Source organism: Streptomyces purpurascens, from assembly GCF_045040895.1.
GTDB lineage: Bacteria > Actinomycetota > Actinomycetes > Streptomycetales > Streptomycetaceae > Streptomyces > Streptomyces purpurascens.
Window position 1 is genome coordinate 7,011,737 of the sequence record NZ_CP108341.1, and the last position, 20,129, is coordinate 7,031,865.

Consider the following 20,129-nt stretch of genomic DNA (forward strand, 5'->3'; position numbering starts at 1 on the left):
GGACACGAAGGACCAGCCATGCATGACGAACGCTTTCCCGGCCTGCGCCGACGCGGCTTCCTCGCCGCCACCACCGGTGCCGCCGCCCTCGCCCTCGCCGGCTGCGGAGGCGGCACGGACGACAAGACGGACAGCGGCAGCGGCGGCACGCCGAAGCGCGGCGGACGGCTGCGTGCCGCCTTCGCCGGCGGCGGCGCGAGCGAGACCCTCGACCCGCACCTGGCCGGCCTGTTCGCCGACGTCGCCCGCGCCAAGGCCCTCTACGACAAGCTCGCCGACTACGACGCCGATCTCTCCGCCAGTCCCCGCCTCGCCGCCGCGTGGCAGTCGAACAAGACCCTCGACCGCTGGCAGGTCACCCTGCGCGAGGCCGCCTTCCACGACGGCAGGCCGGTCACCGCCGAGGACGTCCTCTACAGCTACCGCCGGATCGCCGACCCCAAGCAGGCGTTCCGCGCGAAGGCGTCCCTGGAACCCATCGACCTCGACGCCAGCCGCGCCACCGGCGAGCGGACCGTCGAGTTCGTCCTCAAGCGCCCCACGGCCGAATTCCCCAACGTCCTGGCCGCGTTCGGCGCCTACATCGTTCCCGAGAACGCCACCGGCACCGACTTCGCCCGGCGGCCGATCGGCTCCGGCCCCTTCCGCTTCGTCTCCTTCGCGCCCGGCCGCTCCGCCGTCTTCCGCCGCCACGAGGACTACTGGGACGGCGCCCCGCATCTCGACGAGCTCGAATTCGTGGTCGCCAACGAGGAGTCCGCGCGCGTCAACGCCCTCCTCGCGGGCCAGGTCGAGTACGCCCACGAACTCGACCCCACCACCGCCCGCGCCCACGAGGGCCGGGGACAGATCGAGATCGTCCGGCTGCGCAACAGCGCCATGCAGGCGTTCTGCATGAAGACCGACCGGCCGCCCTTCGACGACCGGCGGGTGCGCGAGGCGTTCTTCCTCATCGCCGACCGGAAGGAACTCGTCGACGGTGCCCTGTCCGGCGCGGGCGAGGCCGGAAACGACCTGTTCGGCAAGGGCTACGAGTACTACGCCGACGGTCTGCCCCAGCGTGAGCAGGACCTCGACCGCGCCCGCGCCCTGCTGAAGCGGGCCGGCGCCGAGAAGCTGAAGGTCACCCTGGACACCTCGGCCGTCGCCGCCGGTTTCACCGAGGCGGCCGGCATCTTCCGCGACCAGGCCGCCAAGGCGGGCGTCACGATCGACGTGCGGATGGGCAGCAAGGACTCCTACTGGAGCGACATCCTCGACAGCGGCACCCTGTGCTGCTACCGCTCCGGCGCCATGCCCATCGAGGCCCACATCTCCCAGCGGCTGCTCACCGACTCCACGACCAACGCCACCCGGTGGCGGCACAAGGACTTCGACGCCCTCTACCAGCAGGCGCAGTCCACCCGCGACAAGACCGAGCGGGCCGCCGTCTACGAGCGGATGCAGCGCCGCCTGTACGCCGAGGGCGGCTTCCTCGTCTGGGGCTTCGCCGACTGGATCCTCGGAACGGCCCGTAAAGTCAGGGGAGTCGAGACCAAGGCCCCGGCCAACACCCTGGACTGGGCCCGCTTCGACAAGGTGTGGCTGGCATGAGCGCCCCGAAGGGGCGCGGGGAACTGCGCGAACAGCCACGACGGCGCCGCGGATACATGACGGCCCATCGCGGCACGGCGCTCGGCGATCTCGGCCCCTTCACAGCCCGGCGCCTCATGCTCGGCCTGGTCCAAACCGTGGCCGTCGTCCTGCTGGTCTTCGCCCTCACCGAGGCCCTGCCCGGCGACGCCGCCGTGGCCCTCGCGGGCGACCAGCCCGACCCCGCCCGCATCGCGGCGATCCGCGAGGCCATGGACCTCGACCGGCCCGCCCACGAACGGCTGCTGAGCTGGGCCGCAGGCCTGCTGCACGGCGACTTCGGCACCTCCCTGACCTCCGGCCGCCCGGTCGCCCACTACATCGCCGACGGCTTCGGCCCGAGCCTGCTGCTGGCCGCGCTCACCGTCGCCCTGCTCGTCCCGCTCGGCTTCGGTCTCGGCGTACTCGCCGCGCACCACGAGGGGCGGCTGATCGACCGGCTGGTCAGCTCGGTGACACTCGCCGTGTACGCCGTGCCCGAATTCGCCCTCGGGGTGCTGCTGGTGACGGTCGTCGCGCTGAAGCTGGCCTGGCTGCCGCCGACGGCGGTGGGCTACGGCACGGACCTGCTCGGCCACCCGGCCGTGCTCGTCCTGCCGGTGCTGGTCCTGCTGTCCCGCCCGGTCTGCTCCCTGTCCCGCCTGGTCCGGGCCGGCATGGTCGACGCCCTCGCCTCGCCCTACGCCGCCCACGCCCGCCGCTACGGCGTCCCCGGCGCCCGTGTCCGCTACGCCCACGCCCTGCCCAACGCCCTCGCCCCGGCCGCCCAGCAACTCGCCCGCACGGTCGACTGGCTGCTGTGCGGGGTCATCGTCGTGGAGGCGCTCTTCGTGATCCCCGGCCTGGGAACCGTTCTCCTCAACGCGGTCGCCGAGCGGGACGTGCCGGTGGTGCAGGGGCTGGCGGTGGTGTTCGGCGTGCTGACCGTCGTACTGAACCTGGGCGCGGACGTGGTGGCGTACCGGCTGACGCCGCGGGCGGGGGTGGCGGCGTGAGAGCCCCGCGCCGCATGCTGCTCGGCCTCGCCGTCGTCGCGGTCCCCCTGCTTCTCGCCCTCCTGGGGCCACTGTTCGCCGGCGACCCCGGCCCCCGCGCCGTCTCCTTCACCCTCGGCGGCGGCCACTGGCTCGGCACCGACTTCGTCGGCCGGGACGTCTGGCAGCAGGTGCTGCAGGGCGGCCGTACGGTCGTGCTGACCGCGCTCGCCGCGACGGCCCTCGCCTACCTCGTCGCCCTGCCGGTCGGACTCGCCGCCGCGGTCTCCCACGCACGGTGGCTTGAGGAGCTGCTGATGCGGCCGTTGGACGTGCTGCTCGCCGTACCGTCGCTGCTGCTGATCCTGCTCGTGGCGTCCGTGTTCTCGCCGGGCGCGGCCGGCCTCGCGCTGCTCGTCGCGCTGGTGAACGTGCCCGACGCCGCCCGGATCGTACGGGCCGCGGCGGCCGAGGCGGCGGCCCGGCCCGCCGTGGAGGCGCTGCGCGTGCAGGGCGAGTCGTGGTGGCGCGTCGCCGTCGGCTACGTCGGCCGCTCCGCCCTGCGCACCCTGGCCGCCGACGCCGGTGTCCGGCTGACCGGCGTGCTGTATCTGGTGTCGACGGCCGCGTTCCTCGGTGTGGGCGTCGCCCCGGACGCCGCCGACTGGGCGGTCATGGTGGACCGCAACCGCACGGGCCTGTTCATCCAGCCCTGGGCCGTGGTCGTGCCCGCCCTGCTGATCGTCGCCCTGACGACGGGCACGAACCTGCTCTTCGACGCCGCACTGGACAAGAAAGGGCGACGCCCGTGAGCCATGAGACCGACCTGGTCGCCGAGATCCGTGACCTGCGCGTCGAGATCGCCGGCCGGGCCATCGTCGACGGGGTGGACCTGCGCGTGCTCCCCGGCCGGGTGACCGCCCTGGTCGGTGCCTCCGGGAGCGGCAAGACCACCACCGGCCTCGCGCTGCTGGGGGAGTATCCGGCCGGAGCCCGGGTCACCGGGGAGGTGCTTCGGCCCGGGGACGGCCCGGTCGGGTACGTGCCCCAGCATCCCGCCGCCGTCCTCAACCCGGCCCGCCGCGTCAGCGCCCTGCTCGACGACATCGCCCGCGCCCAGGTACGCCACCTGCCCCGCGCGCAGCGCCGCACGGCGCTTCGGGAACGGGTGCTCGAAGCCCTGGCAGCGGCCCAACTCCCCGACGCTGAGGCCCTGTTGCGTCGCTACCCTCACCAGCTCTCCGGCGGCCAGCAGCAACGCGTCGCCCTCGCCCAGGCCCTCCTCCTCGGCGCCCGCGTCATCGTCGCCGACGAACCCACCACCGGCCAGGACGTGCTCACCAAGAGCGGCGTCGTCGACCAGCTGGCGGCGGTCGCGGCCCGCGGCATCGCGGTCGTCCTGCTCAGCCACGACCTGGACGTGGTCCGCGCCCTCGCCGACGAGGTCCTCGTCCTGCGCGCGGGCCGCGTCGTGGAGTCGGGCCCCACCCCACGCCTGTGGCACGCACCCCGCCACGAATGGACCCGCCGCCTGCTCACCGAACACGGCACAGCTCTCGCCGGCGAGAGCGGCACGGACATGGCGCAGGACGACGTCAGCCCCGCCCCCGCCCGGCCGGTACCCGACCGCCCTGCCCGTGCCCAGGCCGCCGAGGACACCCCCGACCTGATCCGTCCCCCCGTCCTGCGCGTAAGCCACCTCATCGCCCGGCACCACGGCGGCGCCCGCCGCCGCACCACTACCGTCCTGCGCGCCCCGCACCTCGACCTGCACGCCGGTGAATGCCTCGCCGTCGTCGGCCGCTCGGGCAGCGGCAAGACCACCCTCGCCCGCTGCCTGGCCGGACTCCACCGGGACCACGACGGCGAGATCCTGCTCGACGGGACCGCGCTGCCGCGCAGCCTGCGGCAGCGCAGCCGTGCCCAACTGGCGGCCGTGCAGTACGTCTTCCAGGACGCCCGGGCCGCCTTCGACGAGCACCGGCCCGTCCTCGTCCAGGTAGCCCGCACCGCCGTCCGGTTGCGCGGCACCGACGAGAAGACGGCCACGGACGAGGCCCTGACCACGCTCGCGAGCCTCGGGCTCCCGGACGGCCTCGTCCGCCGCCGCCCCGGTGAGCTCTCCGGCGGTGAACTCCAGCGCGCCGCCCTCGCCCGCGCCCTCCTCGCCCGCCCCCGGGTCCTGGTCTGCGACGAGATCACCTCCGGCCTCGACACCGTCACGCGCCGCGGCATCCTCGACCTGCTCACCGCACTGGTCCGCGACCGTGACGACCTCGCCCTCGTGCTCATCACCCACGACCTGGACACGGCGGCGCTCGCCCACCGCATCGCCGTGCTGGACGCGGGCGAACTCGTCGAACAGGGCCCGGCCCGAAGGGTCCTGACCGAGCCGCGCCATCCCTTCACCGCCGCCCTCGCGGAGACGATCGCCCGTCTCGATACGTATACCCGGGCATGAACCGAAGCGAGTTACACCCGTTACGAGTTGAACGAGGGCACGGCCCTGTGATTAAGGTGCGGGCGATGTTCTGCGCAGACACCACACCCTTACTCCACGCAAGACGAGGCACTGCCGCTTCGAGTCGCTGGGGGAGGGCCCGTGAGTGACACGGTGGCAACGGCCCGCCCGGCGGCCGAAGGGGCCCGGGCTACCCGGACGAAAGAGCAGGACACGCCGGCCCGACCGGTCCGGCAGCGGGACGCGTTCTTCGACAACGCCAAGTACCTGGCGATCGTGCTGGTGGCCGTGGGGCACGCCTGGGAGCCGTTGCGGCCGGGCAGCAGGGCCGTCACCGCGCTCTACATGCTCGTCTACGCCTTCCACATGCCGGCGTTCATCATCATCTCCGGCTACTTCTCGCGCACCTTCGACGGGAGCCCGGGGAAGCTGAAGCGCCTGGTCACCGGCGTCGTCGTCCCGTACGTCGTGTTCGAGACGGCGTACACCCTGTTCACCCGCTGGACCAGCCAGGACCCGGACCGGCCGATCAGCCTGCTGGACCCGCTGTACCTCACCTGGTTCCTCGCGGCGCTGTTCGTCTGGCGGCTGACGACGCCGCTCTGGCGTCATGTGCGGTGGCCGCTGCCGCTGGCCTTCGTCATCGCGATGCTGGCGACGCTCTCGCCGTCCATCGGCAACGACCTCGACCTGCAACGCACCCTGCAGTTCCTGCCGTATTTCGTCTTCGGGCTGCTGCTGAGGCCGGAGCACTTCCGGCTGGTGCGCCGGCGCAAGGTGCGCATCCTCGCCGTGCCGGTCGCCGTCTGCGCCCTCGCCGTGGCGTACTGGGCGGTTCCGCGGATGAACTACGCCTGGTTCTTCCACGCCGACAGCGCCCGGGCCCTGGCCGCGCCGTTCTGGTACGGGCCCCTGATGACCCTGGCCGCCTTCGGCTGCTCGGTCGTCCTGGTCGCCTGTTTCCTCGCCTGGGTGCCGGGGCGCCGGATGTGGTTCACCGCACTGGGCGCGGGCACGCTGTGCGGGTATCTGCTGCACGGCTTCGTCGCGCAGGCCGCCAAGTACTGGGGCTGGTACGAACCGGCCTGGGTCCAGGGGCCCGTCGGCGCGCTCACGGCCACCCTGGTGGCCGCCGCGGTCATGACAGCGCTGTGCACGCCGTCCGTACGGCGTCTGTTCCGCTGCGTGACGGAACCGGGGATGGAGGGGGCCTTCCGCCGAGCGGCGGGGTGAGCGTCGAGCCCGCACGCTTGAGAGACAGCACACTTCTCCGCGAGGGAGCACGGGCATGGCGAAGCGCCGCGGTGAGGGCGGGAAGCCGAAGAAAGGCGCCGTCCGCGCTTAAAAGGAAGAAGTGAGCCGGCGCGGACGGCGAGGAGCGCCGGGCAGCAGCAGGGCGGGGCGAGTCCACCGGGCACGCCTCCGGCACCTGGCTCGGCGGCCCTCCGGCGACGTGGAGGACTGCCGGTGGCGCCCCTCACTCATGAACTGGGGCCACGGCCCGCCGGCGTGAGACCGTTCAGCGCCTCCGTCATCTGGTGCTGCGTCTCTTCGGCCACCACGCGGGCCTCCTCGACGACGTCACCGCGTTCGCGGATGAGGCTCTCGTAGATCGGAAGTTCTTCGGTCCGGATCGAGTCGGGTTTCACAGGGTTGGTCCTATCGCTTTACAGCCGGGTCTGAGGGGCCCGTGTAAGTCTGCGTCATGACCCTCTGCGGTGTTACCCACCCCCGTCATGCTCATATTCCCGTCACGTGCTTCGCGAATTCCCCAACATTGTGACCATGGACAGCGCGAAGGGCCCCGGGAGTCGCGCCCGGGGCCCTTCGCGGGGGGTTCGTCAGAGCGAGGTCGTGTGAACGCCCGCGTTGGCGCCCGCCGCGCCCGCCGCGCCCTCCGTCGACAGCGCCGCCTGCAGGTTCCCGCAGACCTCGGCGGTCAGCGGCCCGACCAGGCCGGCGGAGAGGCCGCCCGCGAGGCCCGCGGAGGCAGCGCCGCCCGCGTTGCCGCCGGAGACCTGCTCCAGGTCCGCGTCGGAGAGCTCGGCGATGTCGACCCGGGGGGTGAGGTTCATGGGGGTGTTTCCCTTCGCGTGAATGTGCGCAATGGCGGAGCGGCGCGGGTGATCGCGGGATTCCGGGGACCGGGATCCCGCATCCGCGGTGCCGCCGTGCGCAGGATCAAAACATTCCGCTGAGCGGAGGGCCAGCCGCATGCCGTCGCCGCACCCGGCATTTCGGTGACCACCTTCACCGCCATGACCACGGGGTCGCTGAATTGCGCACACTTCTTCACGCATCCTGTCGCCCGTCGGCACGCAGGTGTATTGCGCCCCGAATTCCGAAGCGGGCACTTCGGCGTCAATTTCCCATGCCGCAAGACGGACTTGGCGCCGGGTGCACCGCCCTGCGGCGTCCTGGCGGGCGGTGTGCAGATGTGCTGGATGTTCGGTCCCGCCCCGTCAGGTCGCCCCGTCAGGACGCCGCGGCCGGCTGCATCAGACGGGCCAGCAGGTCGTCCAGGGTGACCAGGCCGGTGAGCCCGGCGGCGGGGTCGCGGACCACGGCCAGGGACGACCGGCGGCGGCGCAGTACCTCGATCGCGTCCGCGACCGTGGTCGCCTCCGTCAGCTCGGGCACCGGCCGGGCCAGTTCGCGCGCGGTCGTGGCACGCCCCCGGGCCCGGGCGACCAGCGCGTCACGGGCGTGGACCGAGCCGAGGACGACGCCGTTCTCCCGGACGAGCAGCCGGGTGCGGTCGTGCTCGGCGGCGAAACGCAACAGCGCGTCGACGTCCGCGCCGCCCTCGACCCAGGTGATCTCCGCGGCCGGGATCCGCAGCGCCGCGACCGGTGTCTCCGGTTCGGTCAGCGAGCGGGTCAGCAGCTCCGAGTCGGTCGCGCTGATCAGGCCCAGCCGCTCGGACTCCTCCACCAGATGCGTCAGCTGCTCCCGGTCGTGCACCGAGGCCAGCTCGTCACGCGGGGCCACCCGGCACAGCCGTACCAGCGCGTTGCTCACCGCGTTGAGCAGCCGGATCAGCGGGCGCACGGCCCGCACCACGGCCCGGAAGGGCGGGGAGAGCAGCATCGCCGAACGCTCGGGGTGGGCGATCGCCCACGACTTGGGCGCCATCTCGCCGACCACCATGTGCAGGAACACCACCACGACCATCGCCACGGCGAAGGCCACGCCGTAGCTCACGGCACTGGGCAGGCCCAGCTTGTGCAGCAGCGGGTCGAGTTCGTGTGAGATCGCCGGCTTGGACACCGAGCCCAGGCCCAGCGTGCACACGGTGATGCCCAGCTGGGCGCCGGCCAGCATCAGCGACAGCTCGCGAATACCGGCCAGTGCCGCCCCGGCGCCGCGCCGCCCCTCGGCCGCCGCCTTCTCCATGCGGTGCCGTTTGGCGGCGACCAGCGCGAACTCGGCCGCCACGAAGAAACCGCTGCCGATCAGCAGCAGCACGGTCACGAAGACCGCCATGGGGAAACTCACGCCATCTCCTCGGCTTCCACGAGCGGACTGATCCGCACTCGGTCGGCCACGTGCCGGTCGAGCGTGCGGACGTCGATCACGACGCGGCCGCCCTCGGGCAGCTCGACCGTGACGTGGTCGCCGACCGTCGGGAAGCGGCCGAGCCGGTCCACGACCAGGCCGGCCACGGTGTCGTAGTCGTCGTCCTCCGGCAGCCGGACACCGGTGGCCTCGGCCACCTCGTCCAGCCGGCGCCCGGCGTCCACCAGCCAGCCGTCGCCGTCCGCGACGGCGAGCACGGTGACGGTGTCCGACTCGTCCGCGATGTCACCGACCAGTTCCTCGGCGATGTCCTCGTAGGTGACGATGCCCGCCACGCCGCCGTGCTCGTCGAGGACGACCGCGAACTCGTCGTCCTGCTCCCGCATCCGCGTCACCGCGTCCGGCAGCGCGAGCGTGTCCGGCAGCAGCAGGGGCCGCCGGGCCACCTCACCGGCGGTCGCGCCGGCGATGCGGGCGGCGGGCAGCGCCATCAGCTCGCGCACGCCCAGCACACCAGCGATGTCGTCCGGGTGGTCGCCGAGGACGGGGTAGTTGGAGTGGCCGTGCTCGGCGATCAGATCGATCGCCTCCTCGGCACCGGCGTCCTTGCGGACGAAGACGGCGTCGGCGCGCGGCACCATCACCTCGTCGAGGGAGCGCTCGGAGAACTCCAGCGCGTGGTCCAGCAGCGCGGCGGTGTCCTTCGGCAGCGCGCCCCGCTCGTGGGACTCGCCGATCAGATGGCCCAGCTCCTCCAGCGTGGCGCCGTGGTGCAGTTCCTCGACCGGCTCGATACCGGCCTTGCGCAGCAGCTTGTTCGCCGCGTTGTCGAAGATGCGCACGACCGGGCCGACGACCTTCAGATACGCCAGCGTGGACGGGGCCAGCGCCTTCGCCAGCCGCTCGGGAACCGCGATCGCGAGGTTCTTCGGGGCCAGCTCGCCCAGCACCATCTGCACGACCGTGGCCAGCACGAAGGCGAGGACGACGGCGATACCGCTCACGGCCGCGTCGGGCAGGCCGAGCCCGGACAGGGCGGGCCTCAGCAGCGCGGACACCGACGGCTCGGCGATGAAGCCGACGACCAGGCCGGTGACGGTGATGCCGAGCTGCGCGCCCGACAGCATGAACGACAGCCGCTCCAGTACCTTCAGGGCCCGGGCGGCCTTGCGGTCCCCGGCCTCGGCCGCACGCGCGAGGGCGAGCCGGTCGGCGGAGACGTAGGCGAACTCCTGAGCCACGAAGTAGCCGGTGCCGGCGGTCAGCACGAACACCGCGAGCAGACCCAGCAGGGCCTCGGGGGCGCTCATCGCAGCAGGTCCGTCGATCTGGCGGACAAGAAGTCGCTCCTCAGGTGGGGTGTGTACTCGGGTCAACGATCCTTCTCGCACCCGTGTTCCCGAATTCTACGACGCTGTAGAGAACAGCGCCCCGCTCCGGGTGCCCCTCACTCCGGGCGGGACTCCTCGGCGAGGTCCGGCACCAGCCCGCACAGCGCCGCGCGCTGGTCCGGGCCCATGAAACGGGCGAGCGACCGTGTGACCGTCTCGGCGAGCGGGCCGGAGGTCTCGGTCAGGAGGCCCCGGGCCTTGTCCGTGAGGGCGACCTCGATGCCGCGTTTGTCCCCGCACACCGACCTGCGGGTGACGAGGCCGGCGTGCTGGAGGCAGGCGATCTGGTAGGTGAGGCGGGTCTTGGGGCGGCCCAGGAGTTCCGCGACGCGCGTCATGCGCAGGCCGCCCTCGGGCTGCTCGGCGAGCAGGCACAGGATCAGGAACTCGTCGTGCGAGATGTCCAGCTTCTCCTTCACGGCGGCCCGCAGCCGCTGCTCCACCGCTCCCGTGGCGGCGAGCAGCAGCATCCAGGCGCGCAGCTCGGCGGGCAGTAGTCCGTTGCCCTCGGCGGACGGACATCCGGGCAGGTCGGCGGGGTTCTCCTCGGGGTCGGCCATGTCGCCCAGTCTACGTGTCGTCCAAATTTGGAGCAGGGGGTTGTTCAATTTTGGACGAGCCGCTAGCGTGCACTCATTGCAGTCATCCAAATTTGGACGAAACGAGTGGGAGAACGATCATGACCGTCGCCGTGGAAACCGGACTGTGGCAGCTCGACGCGACCGCCTCGACCGTCGGCATCCGGCACAAGACCATGTGGGGCCTGGTCACCGTGAAGGGCGGCTTCGGCGCGCTGAACGGCACGGGCGAGGTCCGGCCCGACGGGTCCGCCGTCGGCACCCTGACCTTCGACGTCGCCTCCCTCGACACCGGGAACGCCAAGCGCGACACCCATCTGAGGTCCGCCGACTTCTTCGACGCCGACCACCACCCCGAGATCACCTTCGCGGCCCGCAGCGCCGAGCTCCGCGACGGCGACCAGGTGCACGTCGTCGGCCAGCTGACCGTGCGCGGCATCAGCAGGCCGCTGTCCCTCACCGCCCGCCTGACGGACGGGGACGCCACCGGGCTCACCCTGGACACCGAGTTCAGCGTGGACCGGGACCAGTTCGGCCTGGGCTGGAACCAGCTGGGCATGATCCGCGGCCGGACCACGGTCACCGCCGCCCTCCGGTTCGTCCGCACCACGGGCTGACCGCACTCAGTCCGTCCCTCCGAGCGACTGCCCCACATCCGCGCTCGACAGCGTCTGCGGCGACGCCGTGAACGCGCGCAGGCGGACACGGACACCCGGCCGGGGCAGGGGGAACCGGCCTGCGGGCGGGCGGAGTTCGTACCGGGCGGTGCCGTGCGCGGCCAGCGTGCGCGGGCCCCGGACGACCCGCCAGTACGGGTCCATGCCCTGGCCCGTGGTCAGGGTGAAGTGCGGGGTGAGCGCCCTACCGTCCGTGTTGCTGACCTGGAGGGCGATGCGGGAGACGGTCGCCGCGGTGGGGTGACGGACCGCCGTGACCCGCATGCGCAGAGGCGGTGTGCCCGTCGCCGCCACGGTTGCGCTGCCCAGCGCCGGCGTCAGCAGCAGCGCCGTAGCGACGATCCGGGCCGGACCGCGCCACGGGCCCGACAGCAGACGCGGACGAGGCCCCCACGCCCCGGCGAACGCCGACGCGGGAGCGGTCACCGCCGCCGCCAGCCACAGCGGCGTCATCATCAGGTAGTAGCCGTCCTGGGAGCGGGTCGCCAGATAGAAGGCGCACCAGGGCAGGACGGTCGCGGCCGGGCCCAGTCGCCGCACGAACAGCACGAACAGCGCGAGCAGACCGGCGAACAGCAGCAGACTCGCGTGGGAGTACCCGTCGAGCCGGTCGCTGCCGTTCGTCAGATACAGCGAGATGTCCACCAGGCCCTGGCCATGGACCACCGCACCCTGTGTCAGGGGCAGGGCGATCCCCGTCAGCCAGGCGCCCGGCTCGCTGACGGCGAAGTAGGTGTTGATCAGCAGCCACACCGTCGCCGCGGCACCGGCGAACCGCAGCACCACCAGCGCCGCCGTCCGTCCGCCCAGGTCGCCGCGCCGCACGGCGTGGATCCCGGCCAGCAGGAACGGCACCAGGAACCAGGGGAGTTGCTGCGCCGCGCACGCCGCCCCCAGGCACGCGGCCCGCGCCAGACCCGCCCCGCCGAGCCGCCCGCCCTCACCCGTCCGCGGCCAGCGCACCACCACCGGCACCAGCAGGGCCAGGGCCACGATCGCCGGGTAGCCGAGCCGGCCGTACGACGGCAGCATCCCGAAGCCCAGACACACCATGGTCGCCGCCGACCGCCACGGCGCCGGCAGCAGCCGCCACAGCACGACCGTGCCGACGATCAGCGCGCCCGTGCTCAACGCCGTCGCCGGAGCACCGCCATGGCCCAGCCACAGCAGCGGCACGGTCAGCAGCGGGGCCAGCGGCGGATAGCCGTAGGTGAAGTCGTAGCCGCCGGTCACCGTCGGGGTGAGGGCCACGCCGTGGCCGAAGAGCCAGGGCCACGGCTGCCCGTACACCGCGTGTCCCGCGGCCAGTTCCCGCGCCGCCTGGGTGGTGAGCAACGCCTCGTCGGAGCCGCCGTGCAGCATGATCCACGCGCACAGGGTGAGCGTCACGCCCGTCACCAGCACGCACAGGTCCACCCGTGCCAGCGACCTGGCCCGGCGGACGACCAGGGTCAGCACCCCGCACACCAGCACCGAGGCGTAGCACCCCGAGATCACCGCGGCCACGGCCGGCCGGTGACCGGCCGCCGACGTCCACACCGCACGCGTACCGATCAGCAGACTGATGTCGGCGAGCAGGGTCAGGACGCGGTGCCACGGGGCCGGGGGCGGCGGCACGGCCACCGCCGACTGCGTCCGCGGGCCGGGCACCACCAGCGTGGTTTCTGCCGAGTACACGGCGCAGGACGCTAATCGCCGCTGGTGAGCGGGGACCGGGTGGAGGTGAAGAGTCCGGTGTGAGGCGGGTAAAGGCCCGTGGGGCGGTACCCGTCGGCCCGTGGGTCAGGACCCGTCCGCCCGTGGTCAGGACCCGTGGGCCCCTGGGTCAGTACACGTCCCGCACATACCGCTTGTCCGCCGCGAGTTGCTTCACGTACGCGGCGGCCTCCGCCTCGCTCAGCCCGCCGTGCGTCACCGCGATGTCCCTGAGCGCCCGGTCCACGTCCTTGGCCATGCGCGAGGCGTCGCCGCAGACGTAGAAGCGGGCCCCCTCGCACAGCCAGTGCCACAGCTCGGGCCCGTGTTCGCGCATCCGGTCCTGCACGTACACCTTGTTGCGCTGGTCACGGGAGAAGGCGGTGTCCAGGCGCGTGAGGGTGCCCTCGTCGAGCAGTGAGGTCAGCTCGTCCTCGTAGTAGAAGTCCGTCGCCCGGTGCTGCTCGCCGAAGAACAGCCAGTTGGGAGCCCGGTGGCCGAGCGCCCGCCGCTCCTGGAGGAAACCGACGAACGGCGCGACTCCGGTGCCCGGGCCGACCATGACCATCGGCGTCGTGGCGTCGCCCGGGGGCCGGAAGTGCGGGGAACGCTGCACGAACACGGGTACCTCCGTGTCCGCCTCGGCATCCGCGAGGAACGGCGAACAGACCCCGCCGCGCGCCCGGCCGCGCAGGTTCTCGTACCGCACCACGGACACCGTCAGCGACACCTGCCGTGCGTCGACCAGCGGGCTGGACGATATGGAGTACAGCCGAGGCTGAAGCCCCCGCAGCACCCCGGCCCACTCCTCGGCACTCGCCCGCACCGCGTACTCGGCGATCACGTCCACGGCCTGTCGGCCCCAGCTCCACTGCGCCAGCCCGTCCTTGTTGTCGGGCCGCAGCAGCCTGCGCAACTCGTGCTTGTCCCGGGCGCGTTCGGCGACGAAGCGCAGCAGGTCGGGCGTGATCCTCGTGATGTCGAAGTGCCGGTGCAGGGCCTCGGCGAACGGCACCTCGCCAACGCCCTTGACCTGCACGGCTGTTGTCCCGTCCAGGCCGGTCACCGCCAGCCACTCGTCCACGAGGGCGGGCGCGTTGACCGGCCGCACACCGAGCGCGTCCCCGGCCTCGTACGCCAGGTCCGTCCCGCTCGTGTCGAAGGTGAACCGGCGGACCTCCTTGCCCGCGCCGGGCCGGCTGAGCAACTGGTTGCCGACGAGCCGGGCGGCGGTGGCGGCGGGCTTGGACTTGGCCCTCGGCTGCTCAGCCGGGGCCGCGGCCGGGGCCGTGCTCGTGCCGCCCAGCGCCGAGAGCACCTGGTCGAGCCACTCCCCGGCGGAGGGCTCGTAGTCCGGCTCGCAGTCCGTACGCGGGGCCAGCCGCACCCCGCCCAGCTCGTCGAGCCGCGCGTCCAGCCGCCGCCCGTGCCCGCAGAAGTCGTCGTACGAGGAGTCCCCGAAGGCGAGCACGGCGTACCGCACCCCGTCCAGGCGCGGGGCCCCGGCGTCGGCGAGCGTGTCCCAGAGGCCGCTGCCGTTGTCGGGCGCGTCGCCGTCCCCGAAGGTGCTGGTGATGAAGAGCAGATCGGCCGTGCGGGCGAGCGCCCCGACATCGGCCTCGTCCATGCCGACGAGGCGCGCGCGATGCCCGGTCGCGGTCAGCCGCTCGGCGGTGGCGGAGGCGAACTCCTCGGCGTTCCCGGTCTGCGAGGCCCACAGCACGACGATCTCGCGGCCGGCGGGTTCCTGCGGCGCGGCGGTCGCGGTACCGGAGGTCCGGGAGTACATGCCGGCGAGGACCCCGTTGACCCACACGGCGTGCTCGGGAGAGAAGGGCGCGTCGGGCGGCAGCACCGGGACACCGCCGAGGGTGCCCGAGCCGAGCCCGGCGAGGAACCCGGTGAGGTACCGGCGTTCCTGGGCGGAGAGGACCGGCGGAGGGGAGGGCTCCAGGCCGAAGGGATCGGCGGCGCCCGGGGTCACCTCCGTCGGTACGAGCGCCTCGGCGGGCGGTGCCGGTGCCGGTGCGGCCACCTTCGCGAGCGAAACCGCGCACACCTTGAACTCCGGCTGGAACGACAGCGGATCCACCGCGTCGCTCGTCACCGCGTTGATGCTCAGATACTCGCCGAACAGGTCGTTCCAGTGGAACGGCGCGAAGCAGCACCCCGGCCGCACCCGGTCCGTCACCACCGCGGGCAGCACGGCCCGCCCGCGCCGCGAGGCGACCTCGACCAGATCGCCCTCCGCGACGCCCAGCGCGCCCGCGTCCTCGGGATGGAGCTCCACGAAGGGCCCGGAGTTCAGCTTGTTGAGCTTCGCGACCTTCCCGGTCTTGGTGAGCGTGTGCCACTGATGCTGCACTCGCCCGGTGTTGAGCACGAACGGATAGTCGTCGTCCGGCATCTCGGCGGCGGGCAGATGCGGGCGCGCGAAGAAGACGCCCCGACCGGAGGCCGTCGGAAAACGGAGCCCGTCGTCACCGACGTACCGGATGGGATTGCGCTCCGGCCCGTCCTCCCGCGCGGCCGGCCACTGCACGGGCGTCTCGCGCAGCCGCTCGTAGGACACCCCGCGCAGGTCCCACCCGGTCTTCGGGTTCCGGAACCGCCGGATCTCCTCGAAGACCTGCTCGGCGCTGTCGTACGAGAACCCCTTCTCGTACCCCATCGCGCACGCCACTTCCGCGATGATCCGCCAGTCGGCCATCGCCTCCCCGGGCGGGTCCGCGGCCGGCTGTGTCAGCGTGAGGTTGCGCTCGCTGTTGACGAAGACGCCCTCCGCCTCGGTCCACATCGCGCCCGGCAGGACGACGTCGGCGTACGCGTTCGTCTCGGTGTCGGTGAACACGTCCTGCGTGACGACGAACTCGGCTGCCTCGAGCCCCTCGATGACCGTACGGCGGTTGGCGACAGAGGCGACCGGGTTGGTGCAGATGATCCAGCAGGCTTTGATCTCCCCGTCGGCCATCTTCTGGAACATCTCGACGGTGCCCTTGCCGACGCCGTCCTTCCGCAGTGTCCCCGGCGGCAGCTCCCACACGTCCTCGGCGAACGCCCGCTCCTCGTCCACGAGCACCGACCGCTGCCCCGGCAGCCCCGGGCCCATGTACCCCATCTCGCGGCCGCCCATGGCGTTGGGCTGACCGGTGAGGGAGAACGGCCCGGCGCCGGGACGGCAGATCGCCCCCGTCGCCAGATGCAGATTGACCAGGGCGTTGGTGTTCCAGGTGCCGTGCGTGGACTGGTTGAGCCCCATGGTCCAGCAGCTCATCCACCGCCGGCCCGCCTCGCCGATCAGCCGGGCGGCCGTCCGCAGATCGTCCTCCGCGATCCCGGTGATCTCCGCGACCGCGGCCGGGGCGTAGTCGGCGAGAAACCCGGGCAGGGCCTCCCAGCCCTCGGTGTGCGCGGCCATGAACTCCGCGTCGGTGTGCCCGCCCTCGTGCAGCAGCTGCAGCAGACCGTTCAGCAACGCCAGGTCGGTTCCCGGCCTGACCTGCAGAAACAGATCGGCCTTCGCCGCGGTCGCGGTCCGCCGCGGATCGACGACGATCAGCTTGGCGCCCGCCTTGACCCGCTCCATCATCCGCAGGAAGAGGATCGGATGGCAGTCGGCCATGTTCGACCCGATGACGAGAAAGGCATCCGCCTGATCGAAGTCCTCGTACGACCCGGGCGGCCCGTCCGCACCCAGCGACAGCTTGTAGCCGGTGCCCGCGCTCGCCATGCACAGCCGCGAGTTCGACTCGATCAGGTTCGTCCGCACGAACCCCTTGGCCAGCTTGTTCGCCAGATACTGCGCCTCGAGGCTCATCTGCCCGGAGACATAGAGGGCGACCGCGTCCGGCCCGTGCTCGTCGACGATCGCCCGCAGCCGCGCCGCGGTCTCGGCGATCGCGTCGCCCACAGGGGCCGGGACCGCCTCCTCGCCCCGGTCGTCCCGCACCAGCGCGCTGGTCAGCCGCCCGGGCGCGGCGAGCATGTCGGCCGTCGTCGCGCCCTTGGTGCAGAGCCGCCCCGCGTTCGCCGGATGCGCCTTGTCACCGGACGCCTTCAAGATCGTGCGCCGGCCGTCCGGTCCCGCCCCGACATCGAGTACGAGGCCGCAGCCCACACCGCAGTACGAGCAGACGGTGCGCACCTGCCGCGTCTTCTGCCGGGTCCCGGGGGTCGTGGTCATGCCCTTGAGGGTACGAATCGCCCGTTACGCCGCTGTCACACCGCTTGATCATCAGGGGTTACGCCCGTCACACAGCCGCCTTCCGGCCGTTGTGAGGTGCATTGAGGTCGCGGAGCGTGTCGCTGTTGGGCCGAACGGGTGACTCTGCGCAAGAATTGCCCGATGCAGACAGTCAGCGCGAGCCAGGACGGAGCATGCCGGTGAACAGCCACGATGTCACCGACGAACAGTGGGAGGGGCTCGCCCAGGTCGTGCCGCTGCGGGGCCGGGACGCCTGGCCGTCCTCCGTCGGCCACCGTTCCATACCCGAGGCCGAGACGGAGACGCGCCGCCGCTTCGTCGTCCTGCGGGTGAACGTCTTCGCCGACGCCCGCGACGTCGCCGAGAGGCTGATGGCGGGGGTGCCCGTGCTGCTCGACCTGACCGGCGCGGAGACGGAGGTCGCCAAGCGCGTCCTCGACTTCAGCACGGGCGTCGTCTTCGGCCTGGCGAGCGGGATGCACCGCGTGGACCGCAACGTGTTCCTGCTGACGCCGGCCGGCACCGAGGTGACGGGGCTGATGGAGGGGGCCGGGCTTCCCGGGGTGTGACGGTAGCTCGATCGTAGGAACGCCCCGGAGACGGAACGGTTCGTCCTGTCGCCGGAGCCCTACGGTCCGGATATGAGCCAGCCCCCCGCACCCACATCCCTCGCACTCCCCACCTCCACGCCCTCCGCACCCCTCACGCAGCCCGACCGTCCCCGCCTCACCGAACTGCGCCTGGCAGCGTTCACCACCCACCGCCGCGCCGCGTTCCCGCTCGGGCCGCTCACCCTCCTCGCCGGCCCCAGCGGCTGCGGCAAGACCAGCGCTCTACGGGCGTACGAGGCCCTGGCCCGGCTCGGCGGCGGCGCCGGGCTCGGCGAGGCGTTCCCGGACCCCGTCGCCTGTGTGCCGGAGCGGGCCCGGCCCGACGCGCAGCGCCGCCGGGGCTTCCGCATCGGCTGCACGGCCGACGGCCCCGCGGGCCCGGTCCGGCTCGACGTGGCCGTGCAGGCCGAGCCCGAACTGCGCGTCGTGGGCGAGCGGTTGACGGCCGACGGCCTGATCCTCCTGGAGACCGCCCTGCGCGACCCCGGGAAACGCGCCGTGCAGGCCGCCTGGCACACGGCCGGGCCCACGCCGGTGACCCGCGGCCCGCTGCCGGACGACCGGCTCGGCACGGCCCTGCTGCCGCTGCGCGTGGCCGGCAAGACGCCCGGCCAGCGCAGGGTGCTGGCCGCGGCCGAGCAGATGGTGGTCGCCCTGCGCTCCGTCTTCGCGTGCGACCCCCAGCCCGCCCGGATGCGGGGCCCCGTATCGTCCGGCTCCGGCCGGCTGCTCGGGGGCTGTGGCAATCTGGCCGACGTGCTGGAGCGCACCCGCACCGAGTGCGGACGGCGGCACGCGCTGTTCGTGGCGGCGGTACGCGCCGGCTGCGCCGGGCCGGTCGCGGACGTCCTCGCCCGGGCGGAGGAGGGAACGGGGACGGTCCGTGCGACGCTCGACCGGGGCGACGGCGTCCGTACGGACCTGCGACGGCTCGGCGACGGCGAACTGCGCTACGTAGCCCTCGCGTTGGTCCTGCTCACCGGACCGGGCGTGCTGGAGGTCGACCCGGCCGGCGAGGTGCCCGCCGCACTCCAGACGCTCACCGTCCTCGCCGACGGCTTCGACCGGGGCCTGGACGGACGGCAGCGGCTGGAACTGCTGCGACTGGCGGCCCGGATGTGCGAGCGGGGGCACATCCGGCTCGTCGGCGCAGTCAGCGACGCCTCGTGGGCCGCCGGGACGGAGGGTGTCACGGTGGTACACCTGAACCGTGACTGATCACCTGGACGTGGCCGAACTGCAACGCCGCCTGGCCGATTTCGCGGCCGCGCGGAACTGGCAGCAGTACCACACCCCCAAGAACCTGGTCGCCGCGCTCAGCGTGGAGGCCTCCGAACTGGTCGAGATCTTCCAGTGGTTGACCCCCGAGGAGTCGGCCCGCGTCATGGCCGACCCCGAGGCAGCGCCGCGCGTCACCGACGAGGTCGCCGACGTGCTCGCGTATCTGCTCCAGTTGTGCGAGGTACTCGGCATCGATCCGCTGGCGGCGCTGGACGCGAAGATCGACCGGAACGAGCGGAGGTTCCCGGTCCAGGAATAGCGAAGTCCGTTTGTACACTGCGTAACCAAAATGCAGCTCGAATCCGAATTGTTGTCCGCAATTTTCCGTCTTCCTCTGGCTTTTGGTCTCACGCCCCTTCACTCTGGGTAGTGAACTAGGGAGTTCGGGCAGGCGTACGCGCGGGAGCGCGTCGGGACAGACGGGGGCAGCGCATGGACGCGGTGCGGCTCATCGTGACGAGCAGGCGGTCCCTGGCCGCGGGTGGCAACGTGCGGGAGATCCTGGCCGAGGTGTGGCAGGCGCAGGCCCTCGCACAGGCGATAGGCAGCCGCCTCGCGGTCGCCGGACCGCCCGAACTACGCGGCGAGGCACTGGGATTGACGGAGCTGGCGGGCCGAGGCTGCGGTGTCCTCGACCCGCCCGAACTGGCCCCGGGTGAGCTGCGGGCGGGCCAGCTCACCGAGTTGGGCGACGCCCGCCACACCCTGATGTTCCTCGGCGGCCTCCTCGGCGAGGTCGGCATAGCCTTGGTCGGCCTCGCCTGCGCCGCGGACGACGAGGGCACGTACTGGCAGTGCATGGAGGCCATCGACGCGGCGGACGAGTCCCGCGACCGCGTCCTCGAAATGCTCCGCAGACTCGCGGACCGCGAACAGGTGGTACCGGAGGCGGGGTAGGGCAGCGGCAGCTCCTGGCGTGCCGCCCGGCGGGGAGTGCCCGGTGAGGGTCCGCTGGGACGGCGGTGACGCCCGGCTGGAATGCCGACTTTCGGTCCTCTGCGGGCCGGTGGGGGTTGTTCGCGCGGTTCCCCGCGCCCCTGGGGCAACGCCCGCAAGGGGCGCGGGGCTGTGTCTGTATGCGGCTCCGCCGCGGGGCGCGCCCGGCC

General features: G+C 72.6%; 17 protein-coding genes and 1 pseudogene. 11 read left to right on the forward strand and 7 right to left on the reverse strand.

Annotated elements, in window-relative coordinates:
* Positions 1–18 precede the first annotated feature (18 nt).
* From OHU35_RS32035 to OHU35_RS32060, 6 genes and pseudogenes are all read left to right on the forward strand, one after another.
* Entirely contained in the window at positions 19–1,593 is a 1,575-nt protein-coding gene (locus OHU35_RS32035; protein WP_405507742.1) for an ABC transporter substrate-binding protein, read from the forward strand.
* Between the two features lie 56 nt (positions 1,594–1,649).
* Positions 1,650–2,627 (forward strand): ABC transporter permease, encoded by a 978-nt coding sequence (locus tag OHU35_RS32040; protein ID WP_189721931.1) that lies wholly within the window; start codon positions 1,650–1,652, stop codon positions 2,625–2,627.
* Between the two features lie 14 nt (positions 2,628–2,641).
* Entirely contained in the window at positions 2,642–3,418 is a 777-nt protein-coding gene (locus OHU35_RS32045) for an ABC transporter permease subunit (protein ID WP_189721930.1), read from the forward strand.
* Positions 3,415–5,067, forward strand: coding sequence for an ABC transporter ATP-binding protein (locus OHU35_RS32050; protein ID WP_405507744.1), 1,653 nt, complete (start codon positions 3,415–3,417; stop codon positions 5,065–5,067). Before OHU35_RS32045 ends, OHU35_RS32050 begins: the two co-directional genes overlap by 4 nt.
* 141 nt (positions 5,068–5,208) lie before the next feature.
* Positions 5,209–6,300 carry an acyltransferase family protein gene (locus tag OHU35_RS32055; protein WP_405507745.1) on the forward strand — a complete coding sequence of 364 codons (1,092 nt, stop codon included), beginning with the start codon at positions 5,209–5,211 and terminating at the stop codon, positions 6,298–6,300.
* Positions 6,301–6,490: 190 nt separating this feature from the next.
* Positions 6,491–6,580, forward strand: a pseudogene (locus OHU35_RS32060) (DNA-binding protein); the annotation flags it as partial.
* On the opposite strand, the gene OHU35_RS32065 reads toward OHU35_RS32060, so the two are convergent.
* The 5 genes from OHU35_RS32065 to OHU35_RS32085 all read right to left on the reverse strand — a co-directional run bounded on the left by OHU35_RS32065 (position 6,549) and on the right by OHU35_RS32085 (position 10,537).
* Positions 6,549–6,716, reverse strand: a complete 168-nt coding sequence (locus OHU35_RS32065) for a hypothetical protein (RefSeq protein WP_189721941.1) — start codon at positions 6,714–6,716, stop codon at positions 6,549–6,551. The pseudogene OHU35_RS32060 and the gene OHU35_RS32065 sit on opposite strands and share 32 nt — an antisense overlap.
* Before the next feature lie 192 nt (positions 6,717–6,908).
* On the reverse strand, positions 6,909–7,142 hold the full coding sequence (locus tag OHU35_RS32070) for a hypothetical protein (RefSeq protein WP_359888758.1): 234 nt from the start codon (positions 7,140–7,142) through the stop codon (positions 6,909–6,911).
* Positions 7,143–7,542: 400 nt separating this feature from the next.
* Positions 7,543–8,565 carry a hemolysin family protein gene (locus OHU35_RS32075; RefSeq protein ID WP_189721732.1) on the reverse strand — a complete coding sequence of 341 codons (1,023 nt, stop codon included), beginning with the start codon at positions 8,563–8,565 and terminating at the stop codon, positions 7,543–7,545.
* Positions 8,562–9,896 carry a hemolysin family protein gene (locus OHU35_RS32080; protein ID WP_189721731.1) on the reverse strand — a complete coding sequence of 445 codons (1,335 nt, stop codon included), beginning with the start codon at positions 9,894–9,896 and terminating at the stop codon, positions 8,562–8,564. Before OHU35_RS32080 ends, OHU35_RS32075 begins: the two co-directional genes overlap by 4 nt.
* A gap of 137 nt (positions 9,897–10,033) precedes the next feature.
* Positions 10,034–10,537 carry a MarR family winged helix-turn-helix transcriptional regulator gene (locus OHU35_RS32085; RefSeq protein ID WP_405507747.1) on the reverse strand — a complete coding sequence of 168 codons (504 nt, stop codon included), beginning with the start codon at positions 10,535–10,537 and terminating at the stop codon, positions 10,034–10,036.
* Positions 10,538–10,656: 119 nt separating this feature from the next.
* Here OHU35_RS32085 and OHU35_RS32090 point away from each other — a divergent pair, with 119 nt between their 5' ends.
* Positions 10,657–11,172, forward strand: coding sequence for a YceI family protein (locus OHU35_RS32090; protein WP_189721729.1), 516 nt, complete (start codon positions 10,657–10,659; stop codon positions 11,170–11,172).
* 6 nt (positions 11,173–11,178) lie between these two features.
* Here the strand turns inward: OHU35_RS32090 and OHU35_RS32095 are convergent, their stop codons facing one another.
* Together OHU35_RS32095 and OHU35_RS32100 are read right to left on the reverse strand one after the other, a co-directional pair.
* A complete protein-coding gene (locus OHU35_RS32095) occupies positions 11,179–12,909 on the reverse strand; it encodes a hypothetical protein (RefSeq protein ID WP_405507750.1) in 1,731 nt (576 codons plus the stop codon).
* Between the two features lie 148 nt (positions 12,910–13,057).
* On the reverse strand, positions 13,058–17,110 hold the full coding sequence (locus tag OHU35_RS32100; protein WP_405507752.1) for a molybdopterin-dependent oxidoreductase: 4,053 nt from the start codon (positions 17,108–17,110) through the stop codon (positions 13,058–13,060).
* A 194-nt stretch (positions 17,111–17,304) separates the two neighbouring features.
* Here OHU35_RS32100 and OHU35_RS32105 point away from each other — a divergent pair, with 194 nt between their 5' ends.
* From OHU35_RS32105 to OHU35_RS32120, 4 genes are all read left to right on the forward strand, one after another.
* Entirely contained in the window at positions 17,305–17,700 is a 396-nt protein-coding gene (locus OHU35_RS32105; RefSeq protein ID WP_031134653.1) for a cell division protein SepF, read from the forward strand.
* 72 nt (positions 17,701–17,772) lie between these two features.
* Positions 17,773–18,960: an ATP-binding protein gene (locus OHU35_RS32110; protein WP_359888741.1), complete on the forward strand. Its 1,188-nt coding sequence runs from the start codon at positions 17,773–17,775 to the stop codon at positions 18,958–18,960.
* Positions 18,953–19,282, forward strand: coding sequence for a nucleotide pyrophosphohydrolase (locus tag OHU35_RS32115; RefSeq protein ID WP_405507753.1), 330 nt, complete (start codon positions 18,953–18,955; stop codon positions 19,280–19,282). The genes OHU35_RS32110 and OHU35_RS32115 overlap by 8 nt, the downstream gene beginning before the upstream one ends.
* 173 nt (positions 19,283–19,455) lie before the next feature.
* On the forward strand, positions 19,456–19,920 hold the full coding sequence (locus tag OHU35_RS32120) for a DUF6099 family protein (protein ID WP_189721725.1): 465 nt from the start codon (positions 19,456–19,458) through the stop codon (positions 19,918–19,920).
* The last annotated feature ends 209 nt before the right edge of the window (positions 19,921–20,129 follow it).

What these genes read in the sequence shown, in the direction of transcription:
- OHU35_RS32035 (WP_405507742.1), top strand. Translation starts at nt 19, where the DNA reads ATGCATGACGAACGCTTTCCCGGCCTGCGCCGACGCGGCTTCCTCGCC.
- OHU35_RS32040 (WP_189721931.1), top strand. Translation starts at nt 1,650, where the DNA reads ATGACGGCCCATCGCGGCACGGCGCTCGGCGATCTCGGCCCCTTCACA.
- OHU35_RS32045 (WP_189721930.1), top strand. Translation starts at nt 2,642, where the DNA reads ATGCTGCTCGGCCTCGCCGTCGTCGCGGTCCCCCTGCTTCTCGCCCTC.
- OHU35_RS32070 (WP_359888758.1), bottom strand. Translation starts at nt 7,142, where the DNA reads ATGAACCTCACCCCCCGGGTCGACATCGCCGAGCTCTCCGACGCGGAC.
- OHU35_RS32080 (WP_189721731.1), bottom strand. Translation starts at nt 9,896, where the DNA reads ATGAGCGCCCCCGAGGCCCTGCTGGGTCTGCTCGCGGTGTTCGTGCTG.
- OHU35_RS32085 (WP_405507747.1), bottom strand. Translation starts at nt 10,537, where the DNA reads ATGGCCGACCCCGAGGAGAACCCCGCCGACCTGCCCGGATGTCCGTCC.
- OHU35_RS32090 (WP_189721729.1), top strand. Translation starts at nt 10,657, where the DNA reads ATGACCGTCGCCGTGGAAACCGGACTGTGGCAGCTCGACGCGACCGCC.
- OHU35_RS32100 (WP_405507752.1), bottom strand. Translation starts at nt 17,110, where the DNA reads ATGACCACGACCCCCGGGACCCGGCAGAAGACGCGGCAGGTGCGCACC.
- OHU35_RS32105 (WP_031134653.1), top strand. Translation starts at nt 17,305, where the DNA reads ATGCCGGTGAACAGCCACGATGTCACCGACGAACAGTGGGAGGGGCTC.
- OHU35_RS32110 (WP_359888741.1), top strand. Translation starts at nt 17,773, where the DNA reads ATGAGCCAGCCCCCCGCACCCACATCCCTCGCACTCCCCACCTCCACG.
- OHU35_RS32120 (WP_189721725.1), top strand. Translation starts at nt 19,456, where the DNA reads ATGGACGCGGTGCGGCTCATCGTGACGAGCAGGCGGTCCCTGGCCGCG.